This window comes from Acinetobacter sp. CWB-G5, assembly GCF_019209785.1.
GTDB lineage: Bacteria > Pseudomonadota > Gammaproteobacteria > Pseudomonadales > Moraxellaceae > Acinetobacter > Acinetobacter johnsonii.
Genome location: NZ_JAHUTF010000003.1, coordinates 263,117 through 283,573 on the forward strand (window position 1 = coordinate 263,117; position 20,457 = coordinate 283,573).

17 protein-coding genes and 1 riboswitch are annotated in these 20,457 nt (G+C 43.7%); of the genes, 3 read left to right on the forward strand and 14 right to left on the reverse strand.

All coding sequences use genetic code 11. From position 1 onward, the window contains the following. Nucleotides 1–52 precede the first annotated feature (52 nt). Nucleotides 53–1,996, reverse strand: a complete 1,944-nt coding sequence (gene acs / locus KVY11_RS08100; protein ID WP_168158718.1) for an acetate--CoA ligase — start codon at nucleotides 1,994–1,996, stop codon at nucleotides 53–55. Between the two features lie 453 nt (nucleotides 1,997–2,449). On the opposite strand from acs, the gene KVY11_RS08105 reads away from it, so the two are divergent. Continuing rightward, nucleotides 2,450–3,421 (forward strand): mechanosensitive ion channel family protein, encoded by a 972-nt coding sequence (locus tag KVY11_RS08105; RefSeq protein ID WP_159128620.1) that lies wholly within the window; start codon nucleotides 2,450–2,452, stop codon nucleotides 3,419–3,421. Here KVY11_RS08105 and KVY11_RS08110 read toward each other — a convergent pair. The 5 genes from KVY11_RS08110 to prfB all read right to left on the reverse strand — a co-directional run bounded on the left by KVY11_RS08110 (nucleotide 3,407) and on the right by prfB (nucleotide 8,366). Beyond that, complete coding sequence (locus KVY11_RS08110) at nucleotides 3,407–4,117, reverse strand: 16S rRNA (uracil(1498)-N(3))-methyltransferase (RefSeq protein ID WP_218288623.1); 711 nt, start codon at nucleotides 4,115–4,117, stop codon at nucleotides 3,407–3,409. The genes KVY11_RS08105 and KVY11_RS08110 overlap by 15 nt on opposite strands. 226 nt (nucleotides 4,118–4,343) lie before the next feature. Continuing rightward, nucleotides 4,344–5,624, reverse strand: coding sequence for a 3-deoxy-D-manno-octulosonic acid transferase (locus tag KVY11_RS08115; protein WP_218288624.1), 1,281 nt, complete (start codon nucleotides 5,622–5,624; stop codon nucleotides 4,344–4,346). 99 nt (nucleotides 5,625–5,723) lie between these two features. Continuing rightward, on the reverse strand, nucleotides 5,724–6,803 hold the full coding sequence (locus KVY11_RS08120; protein ID WP_218288625.1) for an alkene reductase: 1,080 nt from the start codon (nucleotides 6,801–6,803) through the stop codon (nucleotides 5,724–5,726). A 27-nt stretch (nucleotides 6,804–6,830) separates the two neighbouring features. Then, nucleotides 6,831–7,130, reverse strand: coding sequence for a helix-turn-helix transcriptional regulator (locus tag KVY11_RS08125; protein ID WP_004691709.1), 300 nt, complete (start codon nucleotides 7,128–7,130; stop codon nucleotides 6,831–6,833). A 140-nt stretch (nucleotides 7,131–7,270) separates the two neighbouring features. Then, nucleotides 7,271–8,366, reverse strand: a protein-coding gene (gene prfB, locus KVY11_RS08130; protein WP_155115836.1) for a peptide chain release factor 2 whose coding sequence is annotated in 2 segments (ribosomal slippage) — nucleotides 7,271–8,293 and nucleotides 8,295–8,366 — 1,095 coding nt in all. Because the reading frame shifts where the segments join, the coding sequence is not laid out codon by codon here. Nucleotides 8,367–8,849: 483 nt separating this feature from the next. Here prfB and KVY11_RS08135 point away from each other — a divergent pair. Continuing rightward, nucleotides 8,850–9,626 (forward strand): putative porin, encoded by a 777-nt coding sequence (locus KVY11_RS08135; RefSeq protein WP_005401517.1) that lies wholly within the window; start codon nucleotides 8,850–8,852, stop codon nucleotides 9,624–9,626. A gap of 169 nt (nucleotides 9,627–9,795) precedes the next feature. Beyond that, nucleotides 9,796–10,551, forward strand: a complete 756-nt coding sequence (locus KVY11_RS08140) for a putative porin (protein ID WP_218288626.1) — start codon at nucleotides 9,796–9,798, stop codon at nucleotides 10,549–10,551. 44 nt (nucleotides 10,552–10,595) lie between these two features. Here KVY11_RS08140 and recJ read toward each other — a convergent pair whose 3' ends face one another. The 8 genes from recJ to KVY11_RS08180 all read right to left on the reverse strand — a co-directional run bounded on the left by recJ (nucleotide 10,596) and on the right by KVY11_RS08180 (nucleotide 20,457). After that, on the reverse strand, nucleotides 10,596–12,302 hold the full coding sequence (gene recJ / locus KVY11_RS08145; RefSeq protein ID WP_218288627.1) for a single-stranded-DNA-specific exonuclease RecJ: 1,707 nt from the start codon (nucleotides 12,300–12,302) through the stop codon (nucleotides 10,596–10,598). Beyond that, nucleotides 12,303–12,959, reverse strand: coding sequence for a pyridoxamine 5'-phosphate oxidase (pdxH, locus tag KVY11_RS08150; protein WP_005401514.1), 657 nt, complete (start codon nucleotides 12,957–12,959; stop codon nucleotides 12,303–12,305). Nucleotides 12,960–12,972: 13 nt separating this feature from the next. Then, entirely contained in the window at nucleotides 12,973–14,304 is a 1,332-nt protein-coding gene (gene glmM / locus KVY11_RS08155; RefSeq protein ID WP_094148480.1) for a phosphoglucosamine mutase, read from the reverse strand. A 122-nt stretch (nucleotides 14,305–14,426) separates the two neighbouring features. After that, nucleotides 14,427–15,893: an IMP dehydrogenase gene (gene guaB / locus KVY11_RS08160; RefSeq protein ID WP_004691717.1), complete on the reverse strand. Its 1,467-nt coding sequence runs from the start codon at nucleotides 15,891–15,893 to the stop codon at nucleotides 14,427–14,429. A 223-nt stretch (nucleotides 15,894–16,116) separates the two neighbouring features. After that, nucleotides 16,117–16,482, reverse strand: a complete 366-nt coding sequence (locus tag KVY11_RS08165) for a YkgJ family cysteine cluster protein (protein ID WP_218288628.1) — start codon at nucleotides 16,480–16,482, stop codon at nucleotides 16,117–16,119. Nucleotides 16,483–16,576: 94 nt separating this feature from the next. Then, nucleotides 16,577–17,374: an MBL fold metallo-hydrolase gene (locus KVY11_RS08170; RefSeq protein WP_004691719.1), complete on the reverse strand. Its 798-nt coding sequence runs from the start codon at nucleotides 17,372–17,374 to the stop codon at nucleotides 16,577–16,579. Nucleotides 17,375–17,556: 182 nt separating this feature from the next. Then, nucleotides 17,557–18,132 carry a TMEM165/GDT1 family protein gene (locus tag KVY11_RS08175; RefSeq protein ID WP_218288629.1) on the reverse strand — a complete coding sequence of 192 codons (576 nt, stop codon included), beginning with the start codon at nucleotides 18,130–18,132 and terminating at the stop codon, nucleotides 17,557–17,559. Nucleotides 18,133–18,208: 76 nt separating this feature from the next. Further along, a riboswitch (yybP-ykoY riboswitch) is annotated at nucleotides 18,209–18,347 on the reverse strand. 148 nt (nucleotides 18,348–18,495) lie between these two features. Next, nucleotides 18,496–20,457 carry a 2-oxo acid dehydrogenase subunit E2 gene (locus tag KVY11_RS08180; RefSeq protein WP_218288630.1) on the reverse strand — a complete coding sequence of 654 codons (1,962 nt, stop codon included), beginning with the start codon at nucleotides 20,455–20,457 and terminating at the stop codon, nucleotides 18,496–18,498.

A 20,457-nucleotide genomic window follows, 5' to 3' on the forward strand; every position in this document is an offset into this window, starting at 1 on the left:
CAAAGCCCATGTCTAAAATTTAAGACATGGGCTTTTTGGCTGCAGCCAACATTTATCCGTTTGGATATACTTCTTTAATCAACACTTCGACCACTTGCGGTTCAGCCAGTGTCGATGTATCGCCCAAACTATCTAACTCGTTCGCCGCAATTTTTCTTAAAATACGGCGCATAATTTTACCTGAACGTGTTTTCGGTAAAGATGGTGCCCAATGTAAGGCATCTGGTGTCGCCACTGGACCGAGTACCTTTCGTACCCACTGAATCAGCTCTGCACGGAGTTCTTCCGTTTGTGCAGTGCCCGCTTGTAAAGTGACAAAGGAACAAATTCCTTGCCCTTTGATGTCATGTGGCATTCCTACTACGGCAGCCTCAGCCACCGCCTCATGTGCCACCAAAGCACTTTCCACTTCGGCCGTGCCTAAGCGGTGCCCTGACACATTTAGTACATCATCGACTCGACCTGTGATCCAGTAGTAACCATCTTTATCACGGCGTGCACCATCGCCCGTGAAATACGTTCCCGGATAAGTTGCAAAATACGCTTCGATAAACCGCTCAGGATCCCCCCAAATGGTTCGCATTTGTCCCGGCCATGAATCCTTAATCACCAGATTGCCTTCGGCCTCACCTTCTAACTCTTTGCCTTCAGCATCAACCAAAGCGGGTTGAATCCCAAATAAAGGACGCGTTGCAGACCCTGGTTTAAGTGGTGTCGCACCCGGAAGTGGAGAAATTAAAATCCCGCCTGTTTCAGTTTGCCACCAAGTATCCACCACTGGGCAACGGCTTTCCCCCACCACTGTGTAGTACCAATTCCATGCTTCAGGGTTGATCGGCTCTCCGACGGAACCAATTAAACGCAAACTGCTACGATCACTCTCACGGACAAAGGCATCCCCTTCACGCATCATGGCGCGGATCGCTGTCGGTGCCGTGTATAAAATCGTCACATTGTGTTTGTCGACAATATGCCCTGTACGTGCCCAACTTGGATACTGTGGGATTCCTTCAAACATCACCGTTGTGGTTCCATTCGACAAGGGGCCATACAGCACATAAGAGTGCCCTGTAATCCAGCCCACATCGGCGGTACACCAAAAAACATCATCTTGTTTTAAGTCGAACACTTCACGGAAGGTACTATTCACATAAGTTAAATAACCGCCTGTGGTATGCAGCACCCCTTTGGGCTTACCCGTTGAACCTGAGGTATATAAAATAAATAGGGGATCTTCGGCATTCATCGGTTCAGGTGGACAAATCTCGTTGACGGTCATGATCTCCATGTGATACCACAAATCACGCTCTTCTTTCAGCGTGATTGGATTGCCTGTACGGTGCACCACAATCACGTTCTGTACTGAGTCTGTCCCGGGTAGATTCAATGCTGCGTCTACATTTTCTTTCAGCGGAATCGGTTTCCCCCCGCGCATTCCAGAGTCTGCGGTAATCACAATTTTGGCTTGACTGTCATCAATTCGGCTTGCCAATGAATCAGGCGAGAAACCACCAAACACCACACAATGCACGGCACCGATTCGGGCACAGGCCAACATCGAAATGGCTGCTTCTGAAATCATGGGCATATACAGCACCACACGATCGCCTTTCACCACACCATGCTTTTTTAGGACATTGGCAAAACGACACACTTCGTCATACAGTTCAGCAAAGGAAATGATTTTATGGCGTGACGGATGGTCACCTTCCCAAATAATGGCGGGTTTATACGGATGCTCTTTCAAATGACGATCAAGACAGTTGGCACTTAGGTTTAACTGACCATCGGCAAACCATTCAATTTTAAAATTATCTTTATCATAACTGGTGTTTTTAACTTGACTAAAAGGCTTGATCCAATCGAGTTTCAAAGCTTGTTCAGCCCAATATTCATCAGGTTGTTCTATCGATTTTTGATAACGTTCAAAATATTCTTGTTCATTGGTGCGCGCAGTTTTTTCAAATTCAGCAGGTACAGGATAGACTTCTTTCATATCATACTTCCTTATATTCTGACTCTCATCGCGAGAGTTCATGCCACAGTTATTGGTTTATTATTGGACTGTATAACCACAGTATGACGATTGTTTTTTAAACAGATCAACACGGCTTTGGTCGTATATTATTTCTACAATTTAAAACACATTTTATAGTGATCTTTCAACAAGATCCTGTGTTTAATCCGTAACATGAACAAAGCCGAACTCAATAAAGTCGCTCCAGCTAGGCTTTTTTAAGCATATTGTTACACTTCAGGCTGTGCTATTTCATACATAGGAGCATGACTTAGTGCCTTCAATTCAAAACTCAAGCGTTTAAAAAACCTAAATATGGGTTTTTATCCGTCTATCAATCACCCAGAATGCGATAATTTCATGCGTATTTCTCTATTAAACGCACACATTTTTCAGGCAAAATATGCCAAATTTTCAGCGATTGGAGCACCAGTGTCAGAACAAAATCATAGCTTGAGCGAGGTTGCTCAAGGTACGTCAGAGATGCTACATGACGCAACAGCAAAAACCACGCAAAGTGTGATTGCACATACTGCAAAATATAATGATGCCTATTCCACCATCGACAAATTTATCGATGGTTTTTGGGAGCGTATGCCTTATTTTTGTATTGCACTGATTACCTTCGTCATTTTTTATTTGCTCTCAAAACTGTTTAAGCTTTTTGTTCGTAAAGCACTGTCTGATCGTTCTTATACCAAGCAAAACCTTGTTCTAGTCCTGAATCGTGTCGGCAGTTCAGCCATCGTCTTTATTGGCTTCCTGATTGCCATGGTGATTGCAATTCCAGGTTTCACACCCGGTCAGTTGATGAGTGCTTTGGGGATTGGTTCTGTTGCCATTGGTTTTGCATTTAAAGATATCTTCCAAAACCTACTTTCAGGAATCCTGATTTTACTGGGTGAACCGTTTAAGATTGGCGATGACATCATCGTATCTGGTATGGAAGGTAATGTTGAAGATATTCAAATTCGTGCCACTTACTTACGTGCACCAGATGGCCGCCGTATCGTGATCCCAAATGCGACTGTATATACCAGTGCGGTCACCGTCAACACCGCCTATCCACGTCGTCGCTGTGAATTCTTAGTTGGTATAGGTTATGAAGATGACATCAAAAAAGCCAAAGATATTGTACTGGGCATTTTAGACCGAGATACGACCATTTTAAGTCAACCCGGTTTTAGCGTGAACGTCGCTGCACTTGCAGACTTTTCAGTGAACCTCAAAGTCCAATGGTGGGTCAACACCACAGAAACCACGGTATCTGGCTCGATCAGTTCAGTACAAGAATATGTGGTTCAGGCCTTTGCTGAGCAAGGGATTTCTATTCCTTACCCAGTTCAAGAAGTTCGCGTCGCAAAAAATGACAGCTACCCGACAGAAACTTCAGCTGCTAAATAAGCGTCCTAAAACATAAGGGATCACGGTTTCAGTCCGAATAATACGGTTGCCTAAGCTCATCACTTGGCAGCCGTTTTTTACAAGTAGGTCAACTTCGTAAGGGATAAATCCACCTTCCGGTCCGATCACAACCGTACAGGGATGCTGAATCGCAAAAGGCATTTTGGCATCGCTATAAGGATGTGCCACATAAGCAGGACAATCGGCTGAAATCAGACTTGGCAATTGATCTTCAACAAAAGGCTTAAAGCGTTTATAAATTTCAATTTTCGGGGCAACCGTATCGCCTGCCTGCTCTAGCCCCAAAGTCACATATTGATCCAACTGTTGTAAGAACGGGGTTTGCCAATAACTTTTATCGACTCGATAGCTGTGCAACAAAATGATTTTTTCAACCCCTAAAGTCACCGCATCCATCATCAAACGACGCAGAACTTTAGGGCGTGGCATCGCGACAATTAAAGTCACGGGTAGTTTGGCTGGTACAGGTTCTTCATATAAGGGTTTTAAGCGTACAGCTGTTTCGGAAACATCAACCACTTGCGTAAGATGACGCTTTCCGTTTTGTATCCCGACTTTTAAAGTATCACCGACTTTAAGCTCTAAATGACGATGCAAATGTTCAAGCTGACGCTTAGCGCTAATGGACCAGAGTTCAGATTCGGTTTGTCGCGGGTCTAAGAGAACGATATTCATAATTTGAAAAAACTACTTTAAACTGTGCGAACTCGTGATATTCAGCAGCTTAATCACTCATAGCCACAAATAACAATATAAATTTAAAGCCCCTGTGTAGGCATGACCCTACTTTTGAAAGAGCAAAAGTAGGCAAAACTCTTTGTTAGGCTGATAGTACATCCCTATACCACAGCCTAACGGTGGCATCCCTGCCACCTCACCGTTCCCATTTTTTGTGAATAGTCTATAAATAAGCATCAATCACTTGAATATGCTTTTTCAAAGAGCCCGTATTTAACTGCATAATCTTTTGTGCCGCTTGATTCAGTGTATTCGCCTGCTCAGTATCCTCTAACAGTGTCATCAACAGCGCAGCAGCTTGTTCAGCATCATCAACAACTTTCACCGCATCGGCTTGTACAAATTCATCGACAATGGTTTGGAAATTAAAATAGTTTTTGCCCAAAACCGTCGGCACATGTAACGCAATTGGCTCTAAAATATTATGTCCGCCACCCGGTTCATTTAGTGATCCCCCGACAAAACAAGCATCAGATAAGGCATACCATAACCACATCTCCCCCATCGAGTCGGCTAAATAGACTTGAGTTTTCTCCTCTATTTTCTGTCCTAAACTTCTGCGAGTGGTGTTTAAATTTAAACTTTGTGCAACAGCAAAGACCTCATCAAAACGTTCTGGATGACGTGGTACAGCAATACACAACAGTTCAGGCTGTGCATCCAAATACGACTTAAGCGCACTTAACAGTTTTTGTTCTTCAGGTGCATGAGTACTGGCAATAGTAATAATCTTACGCCCAACGAGCGACCATTCTTTCTTGAGCTGAACTGCTTGTTTGACAAAAGATTCTGGCGCATGAATATCAAACTTAATACTCCCCACCACCTGTGTTACCGATGGCGCTGCACCGAGCTGAATAAAGCGCTCTGCAGTTGCCTGATCTTGTGCCAAGAGCTGATCTATTCCGTGTAACATCGGCTGCGTCAGGCTATACACTTTGGCATAGCCTTTGGCTGATTTTTCAGAAAGACGTGCATTAATCAAGATACATGGCACCTGACTCTGCCCCGCTTGGGCAATTAAATTCGGCCAGAGTTCAGTTTCAACCAAAGCCAAAAGTTTGGGCTGATACAATGCGAAAAACCGACGAACTAAAGGTTTTTGATCCGCAGGTAAATATACAGCTTGGAACAGCTCTAAATAAGGTGCTTTTAAAAATAGCGATTTGGCACGCGCCTGACCCGTTTTGGTGGTATTGGTCACCAAGACTGGATGACCCGATTTTAAATAATGCTCGATGAGAGGCTGCGCTGCATTAGTTTCGCCCACCGACACCACATGGAACCAAATCGCTTGGCGATTTTTAACCGGTTGAAATGGCCCGAAACGTTCGAGACATTCTTGTTGAAATTGTTCTGTAGTCTCTGCACGTTTTTTTATTTTAGACTTATACAGCGGTTTGATCAGCGCAAGTGCTGCGTTATACCAAAAAGGAGTAGCCAAATACGTGCTCCAAAAATCAATGCAAAAATAAAACAGCGCAACTCATATTATCCCATGAATTGCGCTGTTATCTTGTCGCGAATTTAACGGAAAAGCAATTTAAACCGCAGCAGTTTCCATTTCAGCTAAAGTCGGATAGTCCACATAGCCTGCCGCGACATCTGTTCCAATCATATTTTCCAGTTTCAATTCATTCAGTGGCGCATCTTGTAGTAGACGTTCATACAAGTCTGGATTGGCAATATAATCCTTACCCCAAGACACTGCATCAGCCTGACCCGATTCCAATAGATCAATCGCATCTTCACGGCTTAAACGCATATTGGCAATCAATGGCACACCACCCGAACGTTGTTTCAGGTAAGTACTAATACTGTCATCTGCCAAATATTCACGGGTAAAGAAGAACGCAATCTGACGTTGACCCAGTTGCTCCAGTGCATAACCAAAGGTTTCACGTGGATCATCATCGCCCATGTCATGCTCATCACCACGTGGAGCTAAATGCACCCCAACACGACCTGCACCCCAGACTTCAATCAGCACATCCACCACTTCAAGTAACAAACGCGCGCGGTTTTCTACGCTGCCACCATATTGGTCTTCACGTAGATTGGTTGAACTTTGCAGGAATTGGTCAATCAAATAGCCATTGGCTGCGTGCAATTCAACCCCATCAAAGCCCGCAGCTTTGGCATGAATCGCAGCCTGTTTATACTGTTCAACAATGCTCTGAATTTCAGCAACCTCTAATGCACGAGGCACCACATATTCACGTTTCGGACGCAATAAGCTGACATAGCCTTTTTGTTGCACACTACTTGCTGAAACTGGGGTTTCACCATCCAATAAATCAGGATGCGATACACGGCCCACATGCCACAACTGCGCCACAATTAAGCCCGCTTGGTCATGTACAGCTTGAGTGACTTGTTTCCAGCCTTCAACTTGAGCTTCATTAAATAGCCCCGGGGTATTCAAATAGCCATTGGCTTCTTCAGAAATCACGGTCGCTTCAGAAATGATCAAACCTGCACTTGCACGCTGTGCATAATACTCCGCCATCATGGCTGTTGGCACACGGTCTGCCGTTGCACGACTTCGTGTTAAAGGAGCCATAATGACACGGTTTTTTAAGTGTAGATCACCTAAAGTTAAAGGAGTATTCAGTTCAGCCATAGTCGCCTCGATCGTCACTTTTTTCAATTAAAGTGAACGTTGCAAATGTTCGATATATTGCTGAATCAACGCTTCATTGCGCGAAAAATAAGACCATTGTCCATATTTTTCCACTTGAATTAAACCAGCCTGCTGTAGCACAGACAAATGATTCGACATCGTCGATTGCGATACATTTCCCAACCGTTCGATATGACCTGCACATACGCCGCGTCTAAAGTCACCACATTCGTCACTCGATAAAAATTGTTCCGGTTTTTTTAACCATTCCAAAATTTGGCGACGCGTTGGATTAGCCAAGGCTTTAAAAATTAAATCTATATCCATACTCAAGACACGTTTAATGGGCAGCAAAGCGTTGTCAGCTTGTTTTACCTAATATATCGCATTTTTTCGATTTTAATATCGATTTTTTTAGATATATTGTAAAATAACTGATAACACTTTGCTTTCATTCATCATTTAAATTACAAACCTTGTTTTAAGCTTGCTTCAATAAACTTATCAAGGTCACCATCTAGTACTGCACCTGTGTTGGAGTTTTCAACACCTGTACGTAAGTCTTTAATACGCGAGTCATCCAACACATAAGAACGAATCTGACTGCCCCAACCAATATCCGACTTCGAGTCTTCAAGTGCTTGAGCCGCTTCGTTACGCTTGCTCATTTCCAACTCATACAACTTCGCACGTAACTGTTTCCAAGCATGGTCACGGTTGGCATGTTGTGAACGTTGGTTCTGACACGCCACCACAATGCCTGTTGGCGCGTGGGTTAAACGTACCGCAGAGTCTGTTTTGTTAATGTGCTGACCACCTGCACCCGAAGCACGATAGGTATCGGTACGCACGTCAGATGGGTTGATATCAATTTCAATGTTGTCATCGACTTCTGGCGAGACAAACACAGCAGAGAACGAAGTATGACGGCGGTTACCCGAGTCAAATGGCGATTTACGTACTAAGCGATGCACGCCCGATTCGGTACGCAACCAACCATAGGCATATTCACCTTCAACACGAATCGTTGCTGACTTAATCCCTGCCACGTCGCCGTCTGATTCTTCCATCAATTCAGCTTTAAATCCGTGACGTTCAATCCAACGCATATACATACGCAGTAGCATTGACGCCCAATCCTGCGCTTCTGTACCACCTGAACCAGCTTGAATTTCCACATAACATGGATTTGGGTCCATTGGATTACTGAACATACGGCGGAATTCAAGCTTCGCTAACTCTTCTTCTGCAGAGGTCAATTCAGCTTGGACATCAGCCAACAGACTTTCATCATCGGCTTCGACTGCCAAATCAAGCATCGCTTGCGCATCTTCAAGCTGCGTTGCCAAACCATCTAACACATTTAAGACGTTTTCAAGTTCGCCTTTTTCTTTGGCCATGGCTTGTGCACGGTTTTGATCATTCCAAATCGCTGGGTCTTCTAATTCACGGAGAACCTCTTCTAAACGCTCTTTTTTCAGATCGTAGTCAAAGATACCCCCGTAATGTGAGACCACGGTCGTTTAAGTCTTTTAATTGGTTTAGATACGGATTAATTTCCACGTGAATTACTCTCAATCAATATAAAGCGAAAAATAGCCGCTGATTATATCACAGTCGACGGCTAGGATTATTCATCTCAAATTCGACAAAAACACACCCTTCTTTCTAGAGATTAAAACTGTTTAGCCTCCAAAGAAGCATTCTCTTGAACCGCAATCAAGCTGCATATAAATGCGAACCATCCCATAAAATACATACCGGAGAAGTGTTCTCAACAGACAAACGGACTAAACATTTTGAGTTAAAATTGATTAAAATAGCGTCAAAAATTATGAAATCCACAGAATCTACACAATTTTAATAAAACAAAACATTATAAATTTATAATTTATTATCAATCATTTAAATTTAAAAAATTACACGATGTAACCGTAGATACAGAGCATTAACTTTCCTTTGGTTGACGCTTTTTTATTTTGCCCTAGACTGAAGTTGTAACAAAAAATTAATGAAATACAGTTCCACTTACGAGGGGTACATACCATGAAAAAATTAGCAATTGCTTCAGCATTACTTTCAGCTCTAGCGATCACAGGTACTGCACATGCATACCAAGCAGAGGTGGGTGCTTCAGCTGGCCTAATTGATCCAGACAACGGTAGTTCAAGTGGCTCTTTTGGCGTAGATGGCACATACTATTTCAACCCAGTTCAAACACGTAACGCGCCACTTGCAGAAGCAGCCTTCTTAGACCGTGCAAGTAACGTTAACGCAAAATACCAATACGACGAAGTAGGTGATGATGAGCGTCATCAATATGGCGTTGGTGCTGAAGTTTTCATCCCGAACTCAGACTTTTACCTAGGTGGTAAAGTGGGCCGTGATGATTATTCTTTTGACAATGGCGGTGACTTTGATACCACCGTTTATAGCGCTGAAGTCGGTTATTTACCTGCACCAGGTTTATTAATTGCTGCAGGTTTAAAAGGTTATGACAACGACTATAACGACGGTGTCGATCCAACTTTACGTGCTAAATATGTGACCACACTGAGCAATGGTAAAGACATTAACTTAGAAGCAGGCGCAGCTTTTGGTGATCTTGATGAATACAATCTTAAAGGCGATTACTTCATCGATAAAACTTTAAGCTTAGGTGCTGACTATTACAGCAATGACTTAAGTGATACTAGCGAATTTGGTATCAATGCCCGTAAATTCTTTACTCCACAAGTCAGCCTTGAAGGCCGTGTTGGCTTTGGTGAAGTTGGCAACAACGACTACAACAAATTCGGTGTAGCTGCGAAATACCGTTTCTAAGACCAGTCAATAAAACCTTACATACAAAAAGCCCATTTTCGAATGGGCTTTTTGCCCTCTGATAAAGCATTGTTATAAATAAAGATTGACTCCCTGCTACTTTTTTGTACACTTCGTTACAACTGTCATAGAACAGTCATATTTTTATAACAAAGAGAGAACCTCTAAAATGCTTAAAAAAATTGCGCTGACTACAGCACTGATCGCAAGCTTCGGGACTGCACATGCTTACCAAGCGGAAATTGGTGGCACCATTGCTGTCGTTGATCCTGATCATGGGGATACTTCAACAGGTTTTGCCTTAGATGGCACATATTATTTCAACCCTGTTCAAGTCAAAAATAATCCGCTGAATGAGGCTGCATTCTTAAACCGCTCAAGTAATCTCAATGGCGAAGTTTCATATATTGATTATGACTTATACGAAGTCACTGCATTTAATGTTGGACTTGAGTATTTTATTCCAAATTCTGATTTTTACCTGAACGGTAATATTGGGCAAACTAAACATGAAGCGGACGGTGTTGAAGACCTAGATACCACCATTTATTCTGCTGAAGTAGGTTACCTACCTGTCCCTGGTTTATTGATTGCGGCGGGCCTACTTGGTTACGATAATGATTATGGTGATGATGTCGATCCAACTTTACGTGCTAAATATGTCACTCAAGTAGGTGCTTATGACATGAACTTTGAAGGTGGTGCATCTTTTGGTGATATTGATGCCTACAGCTTTGGAGCTGACCTATATTTAGATAAAACCCTAAGTGTGGGTCTTGGTTTCTCTGATACAGATGGGAAAGATGCTGATGTATTTACCATCCGCGCGAAAAAGTTCTTCACGCAACAAGTCAGCCTAGAAGGTGCAATTGACTTTGCCGATGACGGCAATGTATTTGGCTTACGTGGTGCTTACCGCTTCTAATTGCAACTAAAATCTATTAAAAAACCGCTCTATAGAGCGGTTTTTTAATGTTGTTCTAAATGCAAAATGCGAAGTTGTACACTGACATTCCCACGAAATTCATTTTTATCCAGCTCATAAACCAAACGAACTTGATGGTTCATCTCATTGAACTGGTATTTGTCCGCCGCATTAAAAGCAATGGCATCCACGACCTGTCCATTGTCTAAAGCAATACGTAATTTTAAATGCACTTCTTTCAACCAGCGGAAATCTAAAATTTGAAAGTTTCCTTCAAAAATAGGCGCTGGGAACTTTTGCCCCCATGGACTAATCTGCTGCAAAAGATCAACCGTTTCAACCTGAATATTCTGTGCAGCTAACTCGCCATCGGTCCATAAAGTCGCCGTAAATAAACGTTCATCCTGAGCTGTCATCAGTGCTTCAAAGGCCTGCTTGAACTCTTCAAAATGGACTTTTTGAATGGTTAAACCCGCTGCCGCAGCATGCCCACCAAAGTGGCTGACCAAATGTGGATATTGCTCAGCAACACACTCAATGGCATCGCGAATATGCACTCCTTCAATCGAACGTGCAGAACCTTTGATATGTATCCCATCTTCATCTGCAGCAAACACAATACTCGGACGATGAAACTGTTCTTTTAAACGCCCTGCAACAATGCCAATCACCCCTTGATGCCAATGCGGCTCGAACATGATTAAAGCCGCAGGTAAGACCGTATCATCCAGCTGAATTTGATCCAAGGCTATTAAGGCCTCTTGCTTCATCGTCGCTTCAACCTGACGACGTTCCACATTCAACTGATTCAGTTGTTCTGCCAATGGATAGGCAGAGGCAAAGTCCTGCGCCAATAGACATTCAATACCGATATCCATGGTTTCCATGCGACCTGCCGCATTAATACGTGGTCCCAGTACAAACCCCAAATCTTGCGCTTTTAAAGTTGCAGCCTCTCGACCTGCAATCTCCAGTAGAGCACTAATACCTGGACGACATAAATGTTGTTGAATGCGCTTCAGGCCAACATCGACCAAGATGCGATTGTTATAGTCAAGACTAGCAACATCGGCATAAGTCCCCAAGGCCACCAAATCCAAATACTGACTCATGACTGCCGAGGACTTATGCAGTTTTTTACGATAGGTCGATAAGTTGGCCAAGACATAAAAGGCCACGCCGACCCCAGCTAAGGCTTTACTTGGAAAATCACACCCCAACTGGTTCGGATTCACTACCGCTTGGGCACTGGGAGTCGGTTTGGTGGTCAAATGGTGATCGGTAATAATCACCTGCATGCCATGATCTTGCGCTTGTTTCACGCCGTCATGACTGGAAATACCATTATCAACGGTAATCAATAAATCAGGTGTAAAGGTGGTAAATGCTAAATCCGCAATCGCAGGCGTTAAGCCATAACCATATTTAAAGCGATCTGGAACCAGATACTCTACCTGCGCCCCCATTTCTCGCAAAGCCAAGATCATTAAAGCGGTGCTGGTTGCACCATCCGCATCATAATCCCCCACAATCACGATTTTGTATTGCTGATCAATTGCAGCATCCATCAACTGAATCGCGTCATTTAAGCCTTTCATACTAGGGGCCAGTAAATGCTTGAGCTTTAACTCCAGCTCCTGCGTTGACGCCACCCCACGGCGGGCTAAAATTTCTGCAATAAACGCAGGAATGTCCTGAAATAATTCAGGACAGGTAATAAAGGGTCTTTGCTTAATTTGAATGGCTGACATTTATGGCATCAAACGTTTCAGCATCCAGACATCTTGCTGTTTTTCATAACTTAAACGGTCATGTAAACGGTTCGGACGCCCTTGCCAAAACTCATAGTAGTCGGGCTCGAGACGGTAGCCACCCCAAAAGAGGGGTTTATTGAGTTCTGATTTACCTTCAACTTGGTTCTGCAATTGCTCAAAACGTTGTTGCAAGACTTCACGGCTTTCAATCACGCCACTTTGTGGTGTACTGATATGTGCCGCAATTTGGCTATCTCGTGGGCGCTTATGATAGTAGTCCGTCGATTCTGCTTCAGAAATTTTAACCACTTTACCACCAATGCGAATCTGACGTTCCTGCTCTTGCCAATAAAACAGTAACTCTGCATATGGGTTTTCAGCCAAATCATTGCCTTTTTGACTGTCATAATTGGTATAAAAATCATAACCTGCTTCAGTTGCACCGCGCAGCAATACCGTTCGTACATGCGGACGACCCTGGACACTTGCTGTCGCCAGTGACATAGCATAGGGTTCGTGCAGTTGTGCTTCTAAAGCATGATTAAACCAAAGCAAGAACTGAGCATGTGGATGGGTTTCTACACGATCTTCTCGCAGCTCGCCTTTTTGATAACTTAAACGAAGCTCGCTGAGATCTTTAATTAAATCACTCATTTTTCACTCCTTATTAAGCTGCATTCGCACGTACAGCATCAGCCAATGTATTGGCTAAAGTGTTGACTTCATCGAGGTCATCCCCTTCCACCATGACACGAATCACAGGTTCAGTACCTGATTTACGAATCAACAAACGACCACGACCTTTGAGTTGTTGCTCGGCTTTATCAAATTCAGCCACCAAAGCAGGCACCGCATAAGGGTCAAACATCGCCTCTAAACGTACATTCACCAGCACATTCGGTAGAAGCTTAAAGTCAGCAACCAATTCATGAAGCGCTTTCTTCTGCTCGACCATCACGGTAAGGACTTGTAGGGCGGCAATAATGGCATCACCTGTGGTACTTTTATCCAAGGTTAAAATATGCCCTGATGGCTCACCACCAATGACCCAGCCTTTTTCTTCTAGGCCTTGTAGGACATAGCGATCACCCACATTCGCACGTAATAACGCTACACCGGCTCTTTCCAAAGCCAGCTCTAAAGCCATGTTTGACATTAAGGTACCCACTATTCCAGCAGGTTTTTTAGCGCTCTGAGTCGCCAAGATATATAAAATATGGTCACCATCAATCAGCTTGCCATCTTTATCCACCAAAATAACGCGGTCCGCATCCCCATCAAAGGCGATGCCCAAATCAGCCTTATGCTTCACTACGAGTTGCTGCAAATGCTCAGGATGGGTCGAACCACATTGCTCATTGATATTTACACCGTTAGGCTCATTATGAATGGCAATGACCTTGGCGCCGAGCTCACGAAAGACCGATGGACCCACGTTATATGCAGCACCATTGGCGCAATCCACCACAATGGTTAAATCATTCAAGTCTAAATGGTATGGAAATGTGGATTTACAAAATTCAATATAGCGGCCATTGGCATCTTTTACGCGGACACTTTTACCTAAGTTTGCCGTGTCTTCAATCACTAATTCTTTTTCAAGTTCTTGATTAATTTCTTCTTGAATAGCATCTGGTAGTTTCTTACCTTCACTGGAAAAGAACTTGATCCCATTATCAAAATAAGGATTATGTGATGCTGAAATCACAATGCCCAAACTTGCATGTAAAGCACGGGTCAAATGTGCAATCGCTGGGGTTGGTAATGGGCCCAATAAATGTACATAAACCCCTGCCGCATTTAAACCTGCTTGCAATGCCGACTCTAAAATATAACCGGATAAACGTGTATCTTTTCCGAGTACTACCAATGGTTTTGATTTTTTACTGTGGCGTTTTAAAACTTTCCCTGCGGCAAAGCCTAATTTAAGGGCAAATTCAGGGGTAATAGGGAGGACGCCAAACTTACCGCGAATACCATCGGTACCAAAATAACTCATGTTCTACTCACTTCTTAATGGTGATCTAAATCATCACTTTTTTACTCACGACACTTTACACCAAAACGAAAAAGCCGTCATAAAAATGACGGCTTTTACATTCAACAATTCGTATAACTTTATTAGCCAACGCGATAGTTTGGTGCTTCTTTGGTAATTGTTACGTCATGAACATGTGACTCAGACATACCTGCCGAAGTAATTTTCACAAACTTCGCATTTTGACGAAGATCTTCAATCACAGATGAACCCGTATAACCCATAGAAGAACGTAAACCGCCCATCATTTGGTGCACAATGTTACCCATTGGTCCCTTGTATGGCACACGACCTTCGATCCCTTCAGGAACAAGTTTCTCAGCACCTGCTTTAGAGTCTTGGAAATAACGATCCGCAGAACCTGTTGCTCCTGCCATCGCACCCAATGAGCCCATACCACGATACGCCTTATAGTAACGACCTTGGAAGAATTCCACTTCACCTGGCGCTTCTTCAGTCCCGGCAAGGAGTGAACCGACCATAATCGTACTCGCACCCGCGCCAATCGCTTTCGCCATGTCACCAGAGAAACGAATACCACCATCGGCGATCAATGGAATTTGATCTTTCAGTGCATTGGCAACGCTATCAATTGCAGAAATCTGCGGCATACCAATACCCGCCACAATACGCGTGGTACAAATTGAGCCTGGGCCGATACCGACTTTGACCGCATCTGCGCCGGCATCAAGAAGTGCCAATGCAGCATCCCCAGTTGCAATATTACCGCCAATCACTTGGACTTGTGGGTAATTCGCTTTCACCCAACGTACACGCTCGATCACACCCGCAGAGTGACCATGCGCCGTATCTACGACAATTGCATCAACACCCGCTTCAACCAAAGCTTCTACACGACTTGGTGTTTCTACACCTGTACCGACTGCAGCACCTACGCGTAAGCGACCAAGGTCATCTTTACAGCTGCTTGGATAGCTTTCCGCTTTACGGAAGTCTGTGACTGTAATTAAGCCTTTAAGTTCGTTGTGTTCCCCAACGACCAAAACTTTTTCAATGCGGTGCTTTTGTAGCAATGCTTGAATATTTTCTTTCGACTCACCTTCACGAACAGTCACAAGGCGGTCTTGGCCGGTCATGATGTTGCTTACAGGTTGCTCAAGGTTCGTTTCAAAGCGTGTATCGCGACCTGTGACAATACCGACCACTTTGCCATCTTTCACAACAGGCACACCGCTGATGTTGTTGGCTTGAGTAATCGAGATCAATTCGCGTACTGTGGTTTCAGGTGTCACAGTGATTGGATCTTTCACCATCCCTGCTTCAAATTTTTTCACACGACGGACTTCTGCAGCTTGTGCAGCAATATCCATGTTCTTGTGCAAAATACCAATACCACCGTTTTGCGCCATCGCAATCGCCATACGTGATTCAGTCACCGTATCCATTGCTGCTGAAACAAGGGGGATATTTAAATTAATGCCGCGCGTGAATCGTGTCTTTAATGAGACATCTTTTGGGAGAACAGTAGAATAGGCAGGGAGTAATAGGACATCATCAAAAGTTAACGCGTCTTGAACGATGGTCAACATGGCAGTCTCACTGGTAATTTCCGTGCGCTATTATAAACAAATATGAACTTAAATTTCATTTCAATTGAAAATTTATTTTTTTATCTTAGAAAATAAAGTGATAAAACCTATATTTTATTTGAACTCTTCATTTTCACTTTTATTTTTTATTTCTTGTTTTGAGATGGATTCAATTGACGTTCTAAAACTCAAAAAAGCAGAGCCTTGACTCTGCTTTTACCGATTAACACACTTGATCAAAACCTTCATCATTGACGGCAATGCTCGCTTCCAATTGCACAAATGGAATCATATTGTGCGCACGTCGCGCTTTGTTGCATTGATCATCAGCGATTTGAACTTCTTTACATGAAGAGCTACGCTGTTCATACATCCCACAACGAACGTGCTCACCAATGGTACCTTGCAGTGCGATACAGCGTGGGCTGGCTTGATTGGTTCCAGCCATACATGAATACACAGCCGTCACTGGCTCTGTGTAATGTTCAGGCATGGAGATGCCTTCAGCCCAGTAAAATGAGACTCTAAAAAAGGCACAACATGCCCCGCAGCTTAAACAGGCATCTTCCGTTGGAACTTGAGACAACATCCTTTATATTCTCATTTTCAAAAACTTTTTTTGGAAGAAAATATTAAAAAAATTGTGGTTGCCAAACAAGCAAAATTTACGACTATTTTGTCACTTAAGTTGGACAGGTAAAAACACTCTCATCCATCAAGTCTGTACCGCACTCCAAAGTCTCAATCCAGTCTAAAAATTGATGAATCTGCTCTTGCCCAATAAACGGTGTCCCATGCTGCGGTACAATCATTTCGACATCCATGGTACGGACCATATTGACCCATAAACGAATCACTTTGTTATTGCACATATAGCGCTGATGAAACCCTTTCATTTTAGGAATATGCGCAGCAAAGTTTTCCAAAGGTTTTGAGGCATCATCCACCATCGATGCCCCCATATCGCCTGAAAATAAAATTTTGGCAATTGGGTCATAAAACTGAAAATTACCCACCGAATGTAAAAAATGCGCAGGCACAGCAATAATCGAAGACTGCCCCAACGTAATCACCTGACCGTGGTCTGGTAGCTCCACTAAACGATCCAGCCAGTTACCTTTCATCCGCTCACTCATAAAGGCAGAGTTCAAGTGGGGTAAAAAGCGTGCCCAAAGTTTAGACGCCACCACTTTCGCTTCGGTATAGACCAACCAACGCGGCATTGAAGTAATAATGTCGGGGTCTTGATGTGAGGCCATCACAAAATCAAGATTGGTCAACCGAGTATACTTATTCAACTCCATGGTCAACGGCACATAAGTTAAATCACCACCCGGATCTAAGACTGCTGCACGCTCATGATCAATAATTAAAAACTGATTTGCCTGTACACCCTCGCCTTTGACCAAGCTGGTAAAGCTAATACACTTATGTGTGCCATCATCATATAAAACCTGTGACGTTGTGCGGTCAAATGCCATGCCCATCCCCTCAAAATGCTGTTTTTCTTAAAAGACTTTTTAATACCTACAACATATATGGATTTACACAAACTTACAATGCATTTGCGACCAATATCATTTGATATATCAATAAATTGAAGATAATTTTGCAATAAAAAATCCCGATTTTTTAAGTCGGGATTCTTATTTTCTACGGTGAATTAGAAGAAATAATGCTGTACAAGTGTCGCAACACCAATGACCAAGAAAATGGCCGCACCAATTTTATGAATTAAGGCAATTGGCAACTTGGTCGCCAACTTATCGCCAATAAAGACCGCTGGCGCATTGGCCAACATCATCCCTAAAGTCGTACCCAACATCACCCAAACTATACTGTCAAAACGTGCCGCTAAAGCCACTGTCGCAATTTGGGTTTTATCACCAATTTCGGCCAAAAAGAACAACACAAACGTTGCGCCAAATACCCCTAGTTTCTGCCATTTCTTAATGCTGCCTGACTCATCATCCAACTGATCAGGAATCAACATCCAACCTGCCATAGCAATAAAACCAATCGAGAGGATCCAGATCAGCACATCAGGACTTAAAACTGTGGTGATCCATTGGCCTAAAACAGCAGAGACACCATGGTTAATAACGGTCGCCAGCAAAATAGCCAATAGAATTGGGACGGGTTTACGAAAACGTGCAGCAAGCAACAATGCGAGCAGTTGGGTCTTATCGCCCATTTCAGCTAAAGCCACGATGGCTGTGGAGAGGAGGAATTCATACATGATGTCTTTCTCTGGCTAGCATAACAAATACCAATGACTCACCGCTCCTGCTAGCCAAAAATCTGCAGAGTGGTAAATCAAAGGTCTTGCCAACAAAAGAAAGCTCTTTAGAAGCTCATTTGGTTCTTTGCTATGATGACCATGCTCGTTTTAGAGCAAATATGTTGATCATCACCTGTTCTGAAGAACAGCGGCTACTCCCCAATGAAGTAACACCATGTTAGGCGAAAATATGTTTTTTGGCAACTATAAATACAAAAGACCCTGCCGAAGCAGGGTCTTTATTGAGGTATTTTTTCAGCGCTTCCAGCCGCTATTTTTCTCTTGTGAGAAGAGAGAATAGCTGGGCTAAAAGCTAGATCATCAGATCAGCAAAGTACGGATGTCTTTCAACAACTTGGTCAGCTTATTGGTAAAGCGCGCTGCATCCGCCCCATTGATCACACGGTGGTCATAAGACAAAGACAACGGCAACATCAGTTTCGGATCGAAACCTTGACCATTCCATACTGGTTGCATCGTCGCTGGAGAAATTCCCAAAATTGCGACTTGTGGCCAGTTCACTAGTGGTGTAAATGCCGTACCACCAATTGCACCTAAGCTTGAAATCGTGAAGTTTGCACCTTGCAAGTCTTTCGGCGAAAGCTTCTTATCACGTGCTTTCTGACCCAATACACCGAGCTCCACCGCAATGTCTTTAATCGATTTCTGGTCTGGATTACGTAGTACAGGAACAGTTAAACCATCTGGTGTTGCTACAGCAATGCCCATATGGATTTCGTTCCGCAACAGTACAGACTTGCCATCATCAGCCAAGTGACCGGCAAAATCACGTTCTTCTTTCAGTAAATGCGCAACAGCTTTAATAATGAAAGCCATAATGGTCAAGCTAATACCATCTTTCTTAAAGTTACCTTTAAGATCATTACGCCAAGCTTCAAGTTCAGTAATATCCGCCAAATCAAACTGAGTCACTTGTGGAATATAGTTGTTTAAAGACAACTGCGGAATAGAGACTTGTTGCAGACGTGTCAGCACTTTCTCTTCAACACCACCAAATGCACTAAAGTCAGGCAGTTTCGGTAAGCCCGCAGCAGCAACAACCGTCGCAGCAGGTGCAGTTTGCGGTGCGGTTAAACGACCTTTCACATAAGCAAAAATGTCATCTTTCATTAAACGCATATGCGGCCCAGAAGCTTTTACTTCTGCCAGCACCACGCCCAATTCACGCGCCAGTTTACGTACCGCAGGACCCGCGTAGACTTTAGCATTGGCTGCATTTTGCTCTTTGGTCAGCTTATCTGCACCTTGAACTGCTGGTACAGTAGATGCCACCACTGGTGTAGTTACAGCTGGAGCCGCTGTAGGTTTCGTTGGTGTCTGAGCAACAGCTTGAGCCGTTGGTGCAGGGGCTTGACCCTCCGCTTCAATGGTCACCAAAGCCACACCTTCCGATACATTTTGTCCCAATGCAACATGAATGGCTTTAATCACACCCGCTGTTGTACTTGGAACTTCAACCGTTGCTTTGTCTGATTCAACCACGATGATACTTTGGTCTTTTTCAACCGTATCACCTACTGACACTAAAATTTCAGCAACAGCCGCTTTGTCTACGCCCAAGTCAGGCACTGCAATTTCAACTGCACCTGCAGGCGCAGCAGCGGCTTGTGGCGCCGCTTCAGCAGGCTGAGCTTCAATGGCTTGAGGTGCTACAACTGGCGTAGGCTCAGCAGTCACTAGTGCAACTGACACTGCTGTTTTTACAGTAAGGATCACTACGCCTTCTTTAACACTGTCGCCGACGTGAACGCTAATCGATTCCACTGTGCCTGAAATCGTACTCGGGACTTCCACAGTCGCTTTGTCTGACTCAACCACAAGGATGCTTTGATCAACGTCAATTTGATCGCCAACTGACACCAAAATTTCACCAACGGTTGCTTTTTCCACACCAATATCTGGCACTTGCACATCAATCACTTGTGATGCTGTAGTCGCAGCGGGTGCAACCGTTTCAGCAACAGCAGCGGATGCAGGCTTTTCTTCAACTTGAACAGCTTCAGCCTGTACTTGTGCCGCTGACGCTTCAGTTTGCCCCTCAGCTTCTAGCTCAATGAGCGCTGCACCTTCGGCAACCGAGTCACCCAAGCTCACCAAAATACTTTTCACCACCCCAGCTGAAGTGCTTGGCACTTCAACAGAAGCTTTGTCGGATTCAAGTAAAATAATGCTGTCATCGACACTAATGCGATCACCGACTTTTACTAAGATTTCAGCGACGGTCGCCTTATCCACACCAATATCAGGAGTCGTAATTTGCAT

Bases quoted from the DNA above. Each gene is read 5' to 3' on its own strand.
- acs (WP_168158718.1), bottom strand. From the start codon at position 1,996: ATGAAAGAAGTCTATCCTGTACCTGCTGAATTTGAAAAAACTGCGCGC.
- KVY11_RS08110 (WP_218288623.1), bottom strand. From the start codon at position 4,117: ATGAATATCGTTCTCTTAGACCCGCGACAAACCGAATCTGAACTCTGG.
- KVY11_RS08120 (WP_218288625.1), bottom strand. From the start codon at position 6,803: ATGGCTGAACTGAATACTCCTTTAACTTTAGGTGATCTACACTTAAAA.
- KVY11_RS08125 (WP_004691709.1), bottom strand. From the start codon at position 7,130: ATGGATATAGATTTAATTTTTAAAGCCTTGGCTAATCCAACGCGTCGC.
- KVY11_RS08135 (WP_005401517.1), top strand. From the start codon at position 8,850: ATGAAAAAATTAGCAATTGCTTCAGCATTACTTTCAGCTCTAGCGATC.
- KVY11_RS08140 (WP_218288626.1), top strand. From the start codon at position 9,796: ATGCTTAAAAAAATTGCGCTGACTACAGCACTGATCGCAAGCTTCGGG.
- recJ (WP_218288627.1), bottom strand. From the start codon at position 12,302: ATGTCAGCCATTCAAATTAAGCAAAGACCCTTTATTACCTGTCCTGAA.
- pdxH (WP_005401514.1), bottom strand. From the start codon at position 12,959: ATGAGTGATTTAATTAAAGATCTCAGCGAGCTTCGTTTAAGTTATCAA.
- glmM (WP_094148480.1), bottom strand. From the start codon at position 14,304: ATGAGTTATTTTGGTACCGATGGTATTCGCGGTAAGTTTGGCGTCCTC.
- guaB (WP_004691717.1), bottom strand. From the start codon at position 15,893: ATGTTGACCATCGTTCAAGACGCGTTAACTTTTGATGATGTCCTATTA.
- KVY11_RS08165 (WP_218288628.1), bottom strand. From the start codon at position 16,482: ATGTTGTCTCAAGTTCCAACGGAAGATGCCTGTTTAAGCTGCGGGGCA.
- KVY11_RS08170 (WP_004691719.1), bottom strand. From the start codon at position 17,374: ATGGCATTTGACCGCACAACGTCACAGGTTTTATATGATGATGGCACA.
- KVY11_RS08175 (WP_218288629.1), bottom strand. From the start codon at position 18,132: ATGTATGAATTCCTCCTCTCCACAGCCATCGTGGCTTTAGCTGAAATG.
- KVY11_RS08180 (WP_218288630.1), bottom strand. From the start codon at position 20,457: ATGCAAATTACGACTCCTGATATTGGTGTGGATAAGGCGACCGTCGCT.